At 71.2% G+C, this 13,427-nt stretch carries 15 protein-coding genes; 8 read left to right on the top strand and 7 right to left on the bottom strand.

Annotation, left to right across the window (positions count from 1 at the left end):
- Positions 1-304: 304 nt before the first annotated feature.
- On the top strand, positions 305-625 hold the full coding sequence (locus ACH4U7_RS14715; RefSeq protein WP_398528317.1) for a WhiB family transcriptional regulator: 321 nt from the start codon (positions 305-307) through the stop codon (positions 623-625).
- Between the two features lie 125 nt (positions 626-750).
- Here ACH4U7_RS14715 and ACH4U7_RS14720 read toward each other — a convergent pair whose 3' ends face one another.
- Positions 751-1,701 carry a LysR family transcriptional regulator gene (locus ACH4U7_RS14720; protein ID WP_398528318.1) on the bottom strand — a complete coding sequence of 317 codons (951 nt, stop codon included), beginning with the start codon at positions 1,699-1,701 and terminating at the stop codon, positions 751-753.
- Positions 1,702-1,915: 214 nt separating this feature from the next.
- Here ACH4U7_RS14720 and ACH4U7_RS14725 point away from each other — a divergent pair, with 214 nt between their 5' ends.
- Together ACH4U7_RS14725 and ACH4U7_RS14730 are read left to right on the top strand one after the other, a co-directional pair.
- Positions 1,916-2,638, top strand: coding sequence for an MOSC domain-containing protein (locus ACH4U7_RS14725; RefSeq protein WP_398528319.1), 723 nt, complete (start codon positions 1,916-1,918; stop codon positions 2,636-2,638).
- A 48-nt stretch (positions 2,639-2,686) separates the two neighbouring features.
- Positions 2,687-3,481, top strand: a complete 795-nt coding sequence (locus tag ACH4U7_RS14730; RefSeq protein WP_398528320.1) for an SDR family NAD(P)-dependent oxidoreductase — start codon at positions 2,687-2,689, stop codon at positions 3,479-3,481.
- A 118-nt stretch (positions 3,482-3,599) separates the two neighbouring features.
- On the opposite strand, the gene groL is transcribed toward ACH4U7_RS14730, so the two are convergent.
- The 3 genes from groL to ACH4U7_RS14745 form a co-directional block, all read right to left on the bottom strand.
- Complete coding sequence (groL, locus tag ACH4U7_RS14735) at positions 3,600-5,222, bottom strand: chaperonin GroEL (RefSeq protein ID WP_398528321.1); 1,623 nt, start codon at positions 5,220-5,222, stop codon at positions 3,600-3,602.
- Positions 5,223-5,314: 92 nt separating this feature from the next.
- Positions 5,315-5,623 carry a co-chaperone GroES gene (gene groES, locus ACH4U7_RS14740; RefSeq protein WP_014178834.1) on the bottom strand — a complete coding sequence of 103 codons (309 nt, stop codon included), beginning with the start codon at positions 5,621-5,623 and terminating at the stop codon, positions 5,315-5,317.
- Positions 5,624-5,897: 274 nt separating this feature from the next.
- On the bottom strand, positions 5,898-6,806 hold the full coding sequence (locus ACH4U7_RS14745) for a polysaccharide deacetylase family protein (RefSeq protein WP_398528322.1): 909 nt from the start codon (positions 6,804-6,806) through the stop codon (positions 5,898-5,900).
- Between the two features lie 99 nt (positions 6,807-6,905).
- Between ACH4U7_RS14745 and ACH4U7_RS14750 the strand changes: the two genes are divergently transcribed.
- Positions 6,906-8,093 (top strand): SAM-dependent methyltransferase, encoded by a 1,188-nt coding sequence (locus ACH4U7_RS14750; RefSeq protein WP_398528323.1) that lies wholly within the window; start codon positions 6,906-6,908, stop codon positions 8,091-8,093.
- On the opposite strand, the gene ACH4U7_RS14755 is transcribed toward ACH4U7_RS14750, so the two are convergent.
- A complete protein-coding gene (locus ACH4U7_RS14755) occupies positions 8,090-8,569 on the bottom strand; it encodes an ATP-binding protein (RefSeq protein WP_398528324.1) in 480 nt (159 codons plus the stop codon). The two genes, ACH4U7_RS14750 and ACH4U7_RS14755, sit on opposite strands and share 4 nt — an antisense overlap.
- Before the next feature lie 164 nt (positions 8,570-8,733).
- Here ACH4U7_RS14755 and ACH4U7_RS14760 point away from each other — a divergent pair, with 164 nt between their 5' ends.
- The gene (locus tag ACH4U7_RS14760; protein ID WP_398528325.1) at positions 8,734-9,588 is read left to right on the top strand and encodes a Scr1 family TA system antitoxin-like transcriptional regulator; all 855 of its coding nucleotides are present in this window, start codon (positions 8,734-8,736) and stop codon (positions 9,586-9,588) included.
- A gap of 30 nt (positions 9,589-9,618) precedes the next feature.
- The gene (locus tag ACH4U7_RS14765) at positions 9,619-9,822 is read left to right on the top strand and encodes a DUF397 domain-containing protein (protein WP_385613982.1); all 204 of its coding nucleotides are present in this window, start codon (positions 9,619-9,621) and stop codon (positions 9,820-9,822) included.
- On the opposite strand, the gene ACH4U7_RS14770 is transcribed toward ACH4U7_RS14765, so the two are convergent.
- Positions 9,785-11,335: an MFS transporter gene (locus ACH4U7_RS14770; RefSeq protein WP_398528326.1), complete on the bottom strand. Its 1,551-nt coding sequence runs from the start codon at positions 11,333-11,335 to the stop codon at positions 9,785-9,787. The genes ACH4U7_RS14765 and ACH4U7_RS14770 overlap by 38 nt on opposite strands.
- 77 nt (positions 11,336-11,412) lie before the next feature.
- On the opposite strand from ACH4U7_RS14770, the gene ACH4U7_RS14775 reads away from it, so the two are divergent.
- Together ACH4U7_RS14775 and ACH4U7_RS14780 are read left to right on the top strand one after the other, a co-directional pair.
- A complete protein-coding gene (locus ACH4U7_RS14775; RefSeq protein ID WP_398528327.1) occupies positions 11,413-12,165 on the top strand; it encodes a TetR/AcrR family transcriptional regulator in 753 nt (250 codons plus the stop codon).
- A gap of 88 nt (positions 12,166-12,253) precedes the next feature.
- A complete protein-coding gene (locus ACH4U7_RS14780) occupies positions 12,254-12,631 on the top strand; it encodes a hypothetical protein (protein WP_398528328.1) in 378 nt (125 codons plus the stop codon).
- A gap of 34 nt (positions 12,632-12,665) precedes the next feature.
- On the opposite strand, the gene ACH4U7_RS14785 is transcribed toward ACH4U7_RS14780, so the two are convergent.
- The gene (locus ACH4U7_RS14785) at positions 12,666-13,418 is read right to left on the bottom strand and encodes a hypothetical protein (protein ID WP_398528329.1); all 753 of its coding nucleotides are present in this window, start codon (positions 13,416-13,418) and stop codon (positions 12,666-12,668) included.
- Positions 13,419-13,427 lie beyond the last annotated feature (9 nt).

Genomic DNA, 13,427 nt, shown 5'->3' on the forward strand with positions numbered 1-13,427 from the left:
TCCGTCCGAGAGCTTTACCCATCAACCGCCTCCGCACTCTCAACGACGGTCACCCGAAAGAGTTACGGGGTCCAGCGGCCACCTTCGACACTCTACGTGAGGGAACGGACACAGAGCTGCTTCATCGCAGCCGCCACGCCCCACCCCGACTTTCGCCCTCTTCGATGGCATTTGGCGACCTTGCTTCCAATTTGCCGGTCTCTGTGGCTAGATTCGCAATGAGTCATATTTACATCTACTTACACAGTAGGTGTACGACCCAGGACGCAGCGTCCGCACCAGATCGCTTCGAGGAGATAAGGCAATGGCAGATTTCTCCCGTCTTCCCGGTCCGAACGCCGACCTGTGGGACTGGCAGCTGCTGGCCGCGTGTCGCGGGGTCGACAGCTCGCTCTTCTTCCATCCGGAGGGAGAGCGCGGCGCTGCCCGCAGCGCACGCGAGATGTCAGCCAAAGAGGTGTGCATGCGATGCCCCGTACGCGCGCAGTGCGCGGCGCACGCGCTGGCGGTTCGTGAGCCGTACGGCGTGTGGGGCGGACTGACCGAGGACGAACGCGAGGAGCTCATGGGGCGGGCACGCCACCGGGCCGTGGCCACCTCGGGCGCCGGAGCTCCCGGCGCCTGATCGCGCCCGCGATCGCCACAATTCTGAAGAAACGTATCGGCACCGACCGCGGAGCCTCCTTCTGAGGGCTCGGCCGCCGCTGCCGTCCGCCCAGGCCTGCCTCCGAATCGCCATTCAGCCGCCCGTCACGGCCGCGGTTCGCCTTGCGCCGCCGACTCCAGCCGCTCCAGCATCGCCGCCACCGCCGGGACCCGGGCGAGGTCCGGCAGGGTGAGCGCGACGACCTCCCGCCGCACGGCCGGCTCCACCGCCACCATCGCGGCGCCCTTGGCCCGTACGGACTCCAGCGCCAGCTCCGGCAGCACCGCCACCCCAAGACCGGCCGCCACCAGCCCGATCACCGCCGGATAGTCGTCCGTCGCGAAGTCGATCCGGGGCGTGAAGCCCGCCGCCTCGCACACATCGACCAGATGCCTGCGGCAGCGCGGGCAGCCCGCGATCCACGGCTCCTCGGCCAGCTCCCCGATGCCCACCGCACCGGCCCCCGCCAGCCGGTGCCCCTCGGGCACCACGCCCACCAGCCGGTCGCTCAGCAGCGGCCGTACGACCAGGTCGTCCTTGCCCCACGGGCCCTCGGCCGGAGCGATCAGCTCCTCCGCGTCCGCCACCGCCGGCTCGACCTCCGGGTAGCGGAAGGCCACGGCGATCTCGACGTCGCCCGCGCGCAGCAGCTCCACCGAGCGCGGCGGCTCGGCCTCCACCAGCGAGACGCGGGTCCCCGGGTAGTCCTTGCGCATCTCGGCGAGCGCGGTCGGCACGAGCGTCGAGCTGCCGCTGGGAAAGGACGCCAGCCGCACCCGGCCGGCCCGCAGCCCGGCGATCGCGGCGACCTCCTCCTCGGCGGCGGTCAGCCCGGCCAGGATCCCCGCCGCGTGCCGCACCAGCGCCTCGCCGGCCTGCGTCAGCCGCATCTCCCGGCCCGTACGGATCAGCAGCGGCGTGCCCGTGGACTGTTCGAGGGCCTTCATCTGCTGGCTGACGGCGGGCTGGGTGCAGCCCAGCTCACGGGCGGCCGCGGAGAAGGAGCCCGTGGCGGCCACGGCGCGCAGCACCCTCAGATGACGAGGCTCGATCATGCTTCGAGTATAAGCGACCCTTGGATACGACCTCGAATATCGCGGCGATGCTTTGGTCGATGCTTTGAAGCTCGAACCGAAAGCCGGAAAGGCCTGAACCAGCGGACCGTCGGAACCAGCGGAACCGGCGGAACCGGCGGAACCAGCGGAACCGGCGGAACCGAGGGCCGAAACACCTTTGAACCGCGCCGCCGCGGTCCCTTAGCGTGCTGTCATGACCCGCATCCCCGAGGCCGGGCCCGCGCACCCGCCGACCGCGACCGTGCTCACCGTGAACGTCGGCCGCCTCATGCCGGTCGAGTACACCGACGCCCCCTCCGGCGGCACCGGTATCGACAAGCGCCCCGCCGACGGGCCGGTGCGGGTGGTGGCCCCGGGCCGCAAGGGCGAGGCCGGGAGCGGACTCGTCGGCGATATGGTCAGCGACACCCGCCACCACGGCGGGAACGATCAGGCGGTGTACGCCTACGCGCGCGAGGACCTGGACGCCTGGGCGTGCGAGCTGGGCCGCGAGCTGCCGAACGGCGTCTTCGGCGAGAACCTCACCACCCAGGGCCTCGACGTGACCGGCGCCCGGATCGGCGAGCGCTGGCGGATCGGCCCCGACCTGCTGCTCGAAGTGGCCTCCGCGCGCATCCCGTGCCGGACCTTCGCGTCCTGGCTGGGCGAGGAGCACTGGGTGAAGCGGTTCACTCAGGCCGCCGTCCCCGGCGCGTATCTGCGGGTCCTCGAGCCGGGCGAGATACGCGCCGGGGACCCGGTCGAGATCGTGCACCGTCCCGACCACGAGGTGACCGTCGGCTTCACCTTCCGCGCCGCCACCACCGAACGCGCCCTGCTGCCGCGGGTGCTGGCCGCGGGCGACGCGCTCCACCCCGAACTGCGGGAATCCGCGCGTTCTTTCACCGGAACTCTTTCCATCACATCGAAGAACTGATCCGGACGTGTGCGCTCCGACCCCCTCCATGGCCGCTAACGTGCGCGTATGACGACTGCGTTGATTACGGGAACCACAGCGGGCATCGGCGCCGCCTTCGCGAGCCGGCTCGCGGCGGACGGGCACAACCTGGTGCTGGTGGCTCGGGACGAGAAGCGGCTGCGCGAACAGGCCGCCGACCTCCACGACCGCCACGGGGTGGAGGCGGACGTACTGCGGGCCGATCTGTCCGAGGACGACGGCATCGCGGCGGTCGAGGCGCGCCTGGGCGACCGCAAGCACCCGATCGATCTGCTCGTCAACAACGCCGGGTTCGGCAACAAGGGCCGCTATCTCGAGGTGTCCCTGGCGGATGAGCTGCGGATGATGAAGGTGCACTGCGAGGCCGTCCTGCGGCTCACCACCGCCGCGGCCGAGACCATGCGGGCCCGTGGGCGCGGCGGGGTGATCAACGTCGCCTCGATCGCGGCGTTCTTCCCGCGCGGCACGTACGGGGCCAGCAAGGCCTGGGTCGTGCAGTTCACCCAGGGCGCGGCGCGGGACCTGGCGAGCTCGGGGGTGCGGCTGATGGCGCTGTGCCCGGGGTTCGTACGGACCGAGTTCCACGCGCGGGCCGGGATCAAGCCGGACAGCGTGCCGAGCTGGATGTGGCTGGACGCGGACCGGTTGGTGACGGCGGCGCTCAAGGACTTCGCACGGGGCAAGGCACTGTCGATCCCCGATCCGCGGTACAAGGCCATGACGGGGCTGGCGAAGATCGCGCCGCGGGCGGCGGTCTCGGTCGTCTCGTCGAACGTGGGACGGCCCCCCAAAGGACAGCCGAAGGGACAGTCCAAGGAATAGCCCGAGGGACGCTGACCCCCAGACCAGAACCCCCAGGCCTGAAACCGCCCCGGAACGCATCAGGCGCGGCCACCCGCGAGGGGTGACCGCGCCGTGCGTGGAGTGCGCGGTGGGCGCGTCAGTGCGAGTGACCGTGGCCGTGGCCCGCGGCCTCCGGCTCCTCCTCGGCCGGCTTCTCGACCACCAGCGTCTCGGTGGTGAGCAGCAGGGAGGCGATGGACGCCGCGTTCTCCAGGGCGGAGCGGGTGACCTTGACCGGGTCGATGACGCCGGCCTTCACCAGGTCGCCGTACTCGTCGGTGGCCGCGTTGTAGCCGTGGCCCTTCTCGAGCTCGGCCACCTTGGAGGTGATGACGTAGCCCTCAAGGCCCGCGTTCTCGGCGATCCAGCGCAGCGGCTCGACCGCGGCGCGGCGGACGACCGCGACACCGGTGGCCTCGTCGCCCTCCTTGCCGAGGTTGTCCTCCAGCACCTTGACGGCGTGGACGAGCGCGGAGCCACCACCGGAGACGATGCCCTCCTCGACCGCGGCGCGGGTCGCGGAGATGGCGTCCTCCAGACGGTGCTTCTTCTCCTTGAGCTCCACCTCGGTGGCGGCGCCGACCCGGATCACGCAGACGCCGCCGGCCAGCTTGGCCAGCCGCTCCTGCAGCTTCTCGCGGTCCCAGTCGGAGTCCGTGGCCTCGATCTCGGCCTTGATCTGGGCGATCCGGCCGGTGACGTCCTCGGACTTGCCGCCGCCGTCGACGATGGTGGTGTCGTCCTTGGTGACGGTCACGCGGCGGGCGGTGCCCAGCACGTCCAGGCCGACCTGGTCGAGCTTGAGGCCGACCTCCTCGGCGACGACGGTGGCGCCGGTGAGGGCGGCCATGTCGCCGAGCATCGCCTTGCGGCGGTCGCCGAAGCCGGGGGCCTTCACCGCGACGGCGTTGAAGGTGCCGCGGATCTTGTTGACGACGAGGGTGGACAGGGCCTCGCCCTCCACGTCCTCGGCGATGATCAGCAGCGGCTTGCTGCCACCCTGGATGACCTTCTCCAGCAGCGGCAGCAGGTCCTGGATCGAGGCGATCTTGCCCTGGTGGATCAGGATGTACGGGTCCTCGAGAACGGCCTCCATGCGCTCCTGGTCGGTGACCATGTACGGAGACAGGTAGCCCTTGTCGAAGGCCATGCCCTCGGTGAAGTCGAGCTCCAGGCCGAAGGTGTTGGACTCCTCGACGGTGATCACACCGTCCTTGCCGACCTTGTCCATCGCCTCGGCGATGAGCTCGCCGACCTGCTTGTCCTGGGCGGACAGCGCGGCGACGGCGGCGATGTCGGACTTCTCGTCGATCGGGCGGGCGGTGGCCAGCAGCTCGTCCGAGACCGCCTTGACGGCCGCGTCGATGCCCTTCTTCAGGGCGGCCGGGGAGGCGCCTGCGGCCACGTTCCGCAGGCCCTCGCGGACCAGCGCCTGGGCCAGCACGGTGGCGGTGGTGGTGCCGTCACCCGCGATGTCGTTGGTCTTGGTCGCCACCTCCTTGACGAGCTGGGCGCCCAGGTTCTCGTACGGGTCCTCGACCTCGACCTCACGGGCGATGGTGACACCGTCGTTGGTGATGGTCGGAGCGCCGAACTTCTTGTCGATGACGACGTTGCGGCCCTTGGGGCCGATCGTCACCTTGACGGTGTCGGCGAGCTTGTTGACGCCGCGCTCGAGGGCGCGACGGGCGTCCTCGTCAAACTTCAGGATCTTCGCCATGGGTTGCGTATGTCCTCTCGAACGAACCGCGCCCCGGCCCCGGTATGGGACAGGGGCACCGGGGCGCGGCTCACAGGCAAAACTTCGGTGACTTACTTCTCGATGATCGCGAGGACGTCGCGAGCCGAGAGGACGAGGTACTCCTCGCCGTTGTACTTCACCTCGGTACCGCCGTACTTGCTGTAGAGCACGACGTCGCCGACGGAGACGTCGAGCGGGAGACGGTTGCCGTCCTCGAAGCGGCCCGGGCCCACGGCCAGGACGACGCCCTCCTGGGGCTTCTCCTTGGCAGTGTCCGGGATAACCAGGCCAGAAGCCGTGGTCTGCTCGGCGTCGAGCGGCTGGACCACAATGCGGTCCTCGAGCGGCTTGATGGCAACCTTGGAGCTGGCGGTCGTCACGATCCGACCTCCCCCTTCGGAGATCTCACGGGGTTAACTGTCTGAGGTGGCGACCAGGTGGATCCGTCGTCGCGGGTGCCGGACCTGCCCGTCGCTGTGTTTGGCACTCATCGATGCCGAGTGCCAGCCACGACATTATGACGCGGTTAGCACTCAGTCAACCAGAGTGCCAAAGCGGCGGGGTGACGCGGCGCCCCTCAGGCACCCCTCAGGCGCCCCGGCAGTGCCCCTCAGGTGCCCCGGCAGTGCCCCTCAGGCGGCCCGCGGACGTCCCTCAGAGATAGTCCTCCAGCCGCGCCACGGCGAAGCCCTGCGACTGGATCTCCCGCAGCAGCGAGGTCATCACATCGGTCATCGTCCGCCCCTCCTGCTGGGCGGGGCCGCGGAAGTGGGCCAGGATGATGTCGCCGGAGTGCAGCCGGTCGCCGGCCGCGTACTCAAGACCGCCGGCCTTCATCTCGGCCGACCACATCACGAGCGCCCGCACCCCGCAGGTCGCCGCCGCGCGCACGGTGTCGTCGTCGACCGCCCCGTACGGCGGGCGGAAGAGATACGGCCGGGTGCCGAACTGGCGGGTGAGGGTCTCCTGCTGGCCGCAGATCTCGTAGACCTGATGCTCGTACTCCAGATCGGGCAGCCTCGGATGGGTGAGCGTGTGGTTCTGCATCCCGTTGCCGAGCCGGCGCAGCTTGTCGAAGTAGCCGTAGTCGCCGGCCACCACGTCGTCCGTCAGAAAGCCGGTGAACGGCAGCCCCAGGTCATGGGCCTGCTGCAGAAAGGCCGGGTCCTTCTCGGCGCCGTCGTCGATGGTCACGAAGACGACCGGTTCACGGGTCGGCACACGGTCGATGATCGGCGGCCCGGCGGGCGCGCCCGCGGCCGGCGGTACGAGGGCCGGTTTGGCCGAGGGCGGCGGCGCCGTCTCCAGCGGCCCGTCGAGCCCCCAGCGGTGGTAGCCGTCCGGAGCCGCGGCGGAGGGCGAGGGCAGGCCGGAACCGGAGCCCGAGTCCGACACATGGGGCGAGTCGTGGCCCGCGCCTGGGGCGTGGGTCCCCGACCCGGACGACGACGTGAAGGACGGCGAAGACGATGCGGCGCCCGAGCCCTTGTCCACCCGCGCGGTCCCGGCACCGGCTCCGTCGACATCCGAGCAGCCCGCGAGCAGAGCCGCGGCCGCGACCAATACGAAACACCTTGAAAGGCCAGTAAGGCCATTCTTGATCATCATCACATAAGCGATCTTCAGCCGGGTGTCGCGAACGCGCTCGCTGGAGCGAGGAGAATGGGCGACGTGGACGTTGACGCCTTCGACTCACTGCTCCGCGACGAAGGGCAGGCACTGCTCCGCGAGCTCCAGGACTACGACCCGGCGCGAGAGCTCGCCACGGCGACCCGGCTGCGCCGCGCCCACCCCGCGGGCCTGGTCTCGGCGGCCCTCACCCAGGCGCGGCTGAGGCAGCGCGCGGCCGCGAAGTTCGGCGCCGGCGACGCCCACCGCATGTACTTCACGCCCAACGGCGTGGAACAGGCCACCCGCGCCTCCGTCGCCGCCTACCGCGCCGACCGCTTCGTCGAGCTCGGCGTGCGCCGCGTGGCCGACCTGTGCTGCGGCATCGGCGGCGACGCGGTCGCGTTCGCCCGCGCGGGCATCCCCGTCCTGGCCGTCGACCGGGACCCGCTGACCTGCGCGGTGGTCCGGGCCAACGCCGAGGCCCTGGGCCTGGCCGAGCTCATCGAGGTGCGCCACGCGGACGTCACCGAGACCGACACCTCCGGATACGACGCGGTCTTCGTGGACCCCGCCCGGCGTGGCGGGCGCGGCCGCGTCTTCGATCCCGAGGCGTACTCCCCGCCGCTGTCCTGGGCCGTCCAGGCCGCCCGTACGGCCCCGCACGCGGCCCTCAAGGTCGCCCCGGGCATCCCGCACGAGGCGGTCCCCGAGGACGCCGAGGCCGAGTGGATCTCGGACCACGGCGATGTGAAGGAGGCCCTGCTGTGGTTCGGCACCGCCCGACCGGGCATGCGCCGCGCCACGCTGCTCCCGAACCGCCACTCCCTCCTCGGCACCCCGCTGCTGCCGGACCCCGAGCCGGGGCCGGTCGGCCGCTGGCTGTACGAGCCGGACGGCGCGGTGATCCGCGCGCACCTGGTCGCGGACGTCGCCGCCCGGATCGGCGGCCGCCTCATCGACCCGACCATCGCCTACGTCACGGCGGACGATCTGCGCCCGACGCCGTACGCCCACGCGTACGAGATCACGGATGTGCTGCCCTTCAACCTCAAGAAGCTCAAGGCTCTGCTGCGCGAGCGGAAGGTCGGCGTCCTGACGGTGAAGAAGCGGGGCTCGGCGGTCGAGCCGGAGGAACTGCGGAAGAAGCTCCGCCTCGAAGGGGTGAATTCCTGCACGGTCTTCCTGACCCGGGTCGGCGGCGCCCCGACGATGCTGCTGGGACACCCGGCGCAGGTCTAGGGCGTCGCGCCCCCGCCCCTCGTCCGCAGCTCGAACCAGACGCCCTTGGCGTACATCCCCGCCGGGTCCCCGTCCGCCGTCCCCCACTCGTCGGCCAGCGCCGCGACCACCCCCAGGCCGCGCCCGTACATCCGGTCGCCCTCCGGGAGATACGCACCGGTGGGGAGCTCGCTGCTCGCGTCGTACACGCTGATGCGCAGCCGCGGCTGCTCGATCATCACGCGCAGCATCAGGGAGTCGCCCTCGGCGTGCAGATAGGCGTTGGTGGCCAGCTCCGAGGTGCAGGCGGTCGCGGTCTCGACGAGGTCTTCATGGCCCACGGAGTTCAGTACGCAGGCGACGAAATCCCGGCAGATCTTGGGTGAGGTGGCCCGGCGGGTGCTCTGCAGCGTGTACACGTACGGCTCTTCGGGGCCCGGGGAGGGCGAACTGCCCGCAGGACTGTCGTCAGGCTCGTGGTCGGGTCCCAATGTCAACGTCAACTCCCTGCGACGGGGCCGTTGGTGCGCGTACCGTTACGATGATCAACGCTTCGTAGCGGCGACACCACCTACCGTAGGACAGCGCTGCAAACAAGTGCTACGGATTCGTTGAATTTCCCCGACAAATAGCCCGCGAGGGTGACACGTATGGGAGGAACATGCCACCCAGGAGCGCCCCAACCGCCCGGCAACAGCGGTTGGGCACCGAGCTGCGCAGGATGCGGGAGGACGCGGGCCTCAGCATCCAGGAGGCCGCCGACCGGCTCGGCATCAACCGGACCCACATCACCAATCTGGAGCTGGCCCGGTTCGGGGTGAGCGAGGAGCGGGTACGCACCCTCGCCGCCATCTACGCCTGCCCGGACACCGCGTACATCGACGCCCTCGCCGCCATGACCCATGAGCGCAAGGGCGGTTGGTGGGAGGAGTACCGGGGCCTGATCGCCACCGGCGGACTCGACCTGGCCGAAATGGAGTACTACGCGGTGAGCCTGCGCGTAGTCGGACTCATCCACATCCCGGGGCTGCTGCAGACGGAGGAGTACGCCCAGGCGGTGATGGGCCAGGCCGTGCCGCCATGGTCACCGCCGGAGCTGCGCCGCAGGCTCTCCCACCGGATGAAGCGCCGGGACATCCTGGACCGGGACGCCCCTCCACTGTGCAGCTTCATCATCCACGAGGCCGCCCTGCACACCCGGTTCGGCGGGACCCGGGTCCTGCGGGCTCAGCTGGAGCGGCTGCTGGAGGCGTCGGAGCGCGAGAACGTCACCGTACGCGTCATCCCGCTCGTCACGGACGGATTCCCGGTCGCCGGTTCCACGGTCACCTATGCCTCGGGGCCCGTGCCCCAGTTGGACACCGTGCAGTTCGACTCGGCGCTCGGCTCGATGTTCCTGGACGCGGAGTCACAGCTGCGGAAGTACCGAGGGGTCCTGGACCACACCGTGGAAGTGGCCCTACCCGTCGAGGAGTCGCGGGACCTCGTACACGCCGTCGCGCGACGCCTCAGATGAAGGCAACAGGCAAGGCAACAGGCAAAGGGAATGTGCACCATCAACTGGCAGAAGTCCTCCTACTCCGGCCAGGGCGAAGGAGACGCCTGCGTCGAGGTCGCCTCCATGGGCGATGACATAGCGCTCCGCGAGAGCGATGACCCCGACAGAGTCGTGATCACCACCCCTGCGAAGCTCGGTTCGCTCCTCGCCGGCATCAAGGCCGGCGAGTTCGATCGGCTGGCGCCGCCGTGACCTTGCCGTCGCTGCCCAGAACGCCGGACACATCCGGCGCCGCCGAAGCACCCGTCGCGGCGCCCGCCGAAGCACCCGCCGCGGCTCCCGCCGAAGCACCCGTCGCGGCACCCGTCGCGGCCTCCTCGCCCCGCGCCCGCCCCGGGAGCAGCAGCGCCGCGCTCAGGGCGGCCACGGCCAGCAGCGCGCCCGAGACGCCGAAGGCCGTGGCGTAGCCGCTCGCGAGGGACCGTGGATCGTCACCGCCCGCCGCATGCGCGGCCACCGTCGCCAGCACCGCGAGCCCCAGCGAACCCCCGATCTGCCGCGAGCTGTTGACCAGGCCCGAGGCCATGCCCATCTCCGGTGCCGGCACGCCCGTCGTGGCCGCCGTCCCGAGCGGGACGACGCACAGGCCGACGCCGACGCTCGCGACCAGCGACGGGCCGAGCACCGAGTCGGCGAAGCCGCCGTCCACGCCGATCGCCAGCCCGAACCAGCCCATTCCGGCCGCCCCCAGCAGCCCGCCGCCGACCAGCAGCGTCCGCACGCCGAGCCGGGCGACGGCGCGGGTGGCGACGAGCGACCCGATCACGTTGCCGGCGCAGAACGGCAGAAACGCGGCCCCGGTCGCGATCGATCCGTATTCGAGGATCTGCTGCATATACAGCGAGGCGAAGTAGAAGGCCCCGAACTGGCCCGAGAAGAGCAGCAGGACGAAGAGGTTCCCGGCCAGCACCGGCCGCCGCCCCAGCAGCCCGAGCCGCAGCAGCGGCCGCTCCACCCGGCGCTCGACCACGACGAACGCGGCCAGCAGCACCAGCGCCGCGCCCAGCGTGCCCAGCGTCGTCGCCGAGCCCCACGCATAGGTCTGGGTCCGTACGAGCGCGAGCACCAGCGCCGTCATACCGCAGGTGCCCAGCAGCGCCCCGGCGACATCGAGCCGGGGCCGCGGGCCCTCGCGCCGGTCGGGCTCCACCGCGGCCCGGGCCGCCGCCAGCGCGAGGACGACGATCGGCACGTTGATCAGCAGAACGGAGCGCCAGCCCGCCCATTCGGTGAGCACCCCGCCCACCAGCACCCCGACCGCCCCGCCCGCCGCCGCGGCCATGCCCCACAGCCCCAGCGCCCGGGAGCGCGCGGGCCCCGCCGGGAAGGCCACGGTGATCAGCGTGAAGGCCACCGGCGCGAGCGCGGCAGCGCCGACGCCCTGGACCGCGCGGGCGGCGATCAGCGCGCCCGGCGATCCCACCAGGCCGCCGCCGAGGCTGGCGGCACCGAAGAGCGCGAGCCCGCCCATCAGCGTCGCCCGCCGGCCGACGATGTCGGCGAGCCGCCCGCCGAGCATCAACAGCCCGCCGAAGGCGAGTGCGTAGGCGTTGACGACCCACAGCAGGGCGTCGGGTGTGAAGCCGAGGTCCTCGCGCATATCGGGCAGCGCGACATTGACCACCGACATGTCCAGAGCCACGACGAATTGCACGGTGAGCGCCACCGCGAGCACCAGGCGGGCGTGTCCCGCACGGTCGTTCATGAGCTGCCTCCCTCTCGGTCCCCCAAGGCCAGGGAAGTTAGTATACGCGTACACAAACTCGAAAGGCGATGCCTCGGGTGGACAATGAGGCGGTGACGAGCGAGACGGGCGACACGGCGGGCGATACGGCAGGCGATACGGCGGGTGGCACGAGCGGGGCGCGGGCCGAGGGCAGACGGGGCGGCGGGCGGCCCCGTCGGCTGGAGCTGGAGACGATCGTCGGCACCGCGCGCCGCATCCTCGAAGAGGAGGGCACGGCGGCCCTGTCGATGCGGCGGCTGGCCAAGGAGGTCGGCTCCACGCCGATGGCCCTCTACCGCCACGTCCGTGACAAGGACGAGCTGCTGATCCTCGTCCTGACCGGCGTCTCCAAGACGCTCCCCCGCCCCGAGCTGCCCGAGGAGCCGCGCGAGCGGGTGTATGTGACGGCCCGCCACATGTACGAGGCGCTACGGGAGCTGCCGTGGGCGGTGGAAGTGCTCAGCCTCGGCGAGCTCACCGACCGACACGCGCTGTGGATCGTCGAGGAGATCGTCGACTCGGCCATGGCCTGCGGGCTGAGCGAGCGCCAGGCCGTGCACGCCTACCGCACCCTGTGGCACTACGTCCTGGGCACGCTCACCTTCCAGGCGGCCCTCGCCGGCCGCTCCCAGGACCCGGAACGGCGGCCCCACTTCCCCGACATGCTCTCCGAGCTGGACGCCTCCGAGCTGCCACGGCTGGCCGCGCTGGGCGGGCGCTGGCAGGCCATCACCGACGCGTACGACGTCACGGACCAGCTGCGCGCCCTCGTGGACGGGCTGCTCGGCCGCCCGACCGCGCCCAATTGACGACGTAATCCCTCCTACGGGGCCGCGCAGGCCCCCGCCCATGGCACGATCATCCCGCTAATGGGCGGATGAGAGGGTGGCAGGGGGCATGGGCAAAGAAAAACTGTCCGTATCGGATCAGGATCTGACAAGCCTGATCAAAGACCTGGAGGGGATGCAGAGCTACGTCGAAACGAAGATCGAACGGCTGAACCTCCTGGTCGAGTCCGTCGACAAGGACGGGAAGGGGCCCGCGGCCACCGCCTACAAGAAGCTGCAGCGCGATGTGAGCATGGACGCGGTACGGATCAGGCAGATGCTGAACGCCGTCGAGGAGGCGACGAAGGCACAGGGGGCGGACCCCGACCCCCGGTATCTGGACCTGCTGAAGCGGTTCCAGGCGCTCCAGAAGTCACCGGAGGGGCAGCACGGGCTGCACCCCCTGGAAGCCGCTGACGGCGACGACGATCCGGAGCCCGCGGCCTGACCCTCCCCGAGAGGCGCCCACCAAGGCCGGGCGCTCAGCGCATGTCGTCCGGCCGACCGCCCGCTGGGCCCGCTTCGAACTCCTCGGGCACCTCGGGCTCTTCGCACCCTTGGGGCTCTTCAAGCCCTCCGGGCTCTTCGGGCTCCTCAGGTTCTTCGGGCTCCTCAGGTTCTTCGGGCTCCTCAGGTTCTCCGGGCGCGGGGGTGAGTTCGCGGCTGACCAGGCGGTAGTAGCCGACCGCCTTGGCCATCCCCAGCGCTCCCGTCCCCGCGGCGACGAGGGCGAACCCCAGGGTCCGGGCGGAGCCGTCCGCGGCCGCCACGGCCGTCGAGGCCGCGCCGAAGCAGCACAGCACGAGAGACGGCAGCAGCCAGAAGAGGGCGCGGCCCGGGGAGTGCCACAGGGCCAGGGAGTCCCGGTCCCGCGCCGACCCGGCCCAGGCGCGCAGCCGTTCGCGCGCCTCCAGGTCGTCACGGACGCCGGAGGCCACGGCCAGCGTCGAGGGCACCACCAGCCCCACCGCCACGGCCAGGAAGAAGGCGCCCACCACGACGCTGACCACATCGTCCATCACCACATAGCGGCACCCCACCCAGATCGCCGCCCACCCCGTCGCGACCAGCCCCGCCGCCAGCCACAGCAGCAGCGCCCGCCGCCGCGCCAGATACGACGGGACCAACTCCCGCAGCACCTCTGCCCGCTCGGCGAGGCGGTCGGCCCGCCCGGCCGGCGGGGACGGTCTGCCCGAGGCGGGGTCGGGCGGGGACGGGAGGCTGGAGCCCGGCACGCGGCTCAC

The sequence above is a fragment of the Streptomyces sp. NPDC020845 genome (assembly GCF_044334165.1).
GTDB lineage: Bacteria > Actinomycetota > Actinomycetes > Streptomycetales > Streptomycetaceae > Streptomyces.

Excerpts from the sequence above, each read along its gene's own strand:
- ACH4U7_RS14715 (WP_398528317.1), top strand. The coding sequence starts at position 305 with ATGGCAGATTTCTCCCGTCTTCCCGGTCCGAACGCCGACCTGTGGGAC.
- ACH4U7_RS14720 (WP_398528318.1), bottom strand. The coding sequence starts at position 1,701 with ATGATCGAGCCTCGTCATCTGAGGGTGCTGCGCGCCGTGGCCGCCACG.
- ACH4U7_RS14725 (WP_398528319.1), top strand. The coding sequence starts at position 1,916 with ATGACCCGCATCCCCGAGGCCGGGCCCGCGCACCCGCCGACCGCGACC.
- ACH4U7_RS14730 (WP_398528320.1), top strand. The coding sequence starts at position 2,687 with ATGACGACTGCGTTGATTACGGGAACCACAGCGGGCATCGGCGCCGCC.
- groL (WP_398528321.1), bottom strand. The coding sequence starts at position 5,222 with ATGGCGAAGATCCTGAAGTTTGACGAGGACGCCCGTCGCGCCCTCGAG.
- ACH4U7_RS14750 (WP_398528323.1), top strand. The coding sequence starts at position 6,906 with ATGGGCGACGTGGACGTTGACGCCTTCGACTCACTGCTCCGCGACGAA.
- ACH4U7_RS14760 (WP_398528325.1), top strand. The coding sequence starts at position 8,734 with ATGCCACCCAGGAGCGCCCCAACCGCCCGGCAACAGCGGTTGGGCACC.
- ACH4U7_RS14765 (WP_385613982.1), top strand. The coding sequence starts at position 9,619 with ATGTGCACCATCAACTGGCAGAAGTCCTCCTACTCCGGCCAGGGCGAA.
- ACH4U7_RS14770 (WP_398528326.1), bottom strand. The coding sequence starts at position 11,335 with ATGAACGACCGTGCGGGACACGCCCGCCTGGTGCTCGCGGTGGCGCTC.
- ACH4U7_RS14780 (WP_398528328.1), top strand. The coding sequence starts at position 12,254 with ATGGGCAAAGAAAAACTGTCCGTATCGGATCAGGATCTGACAAGCCTG.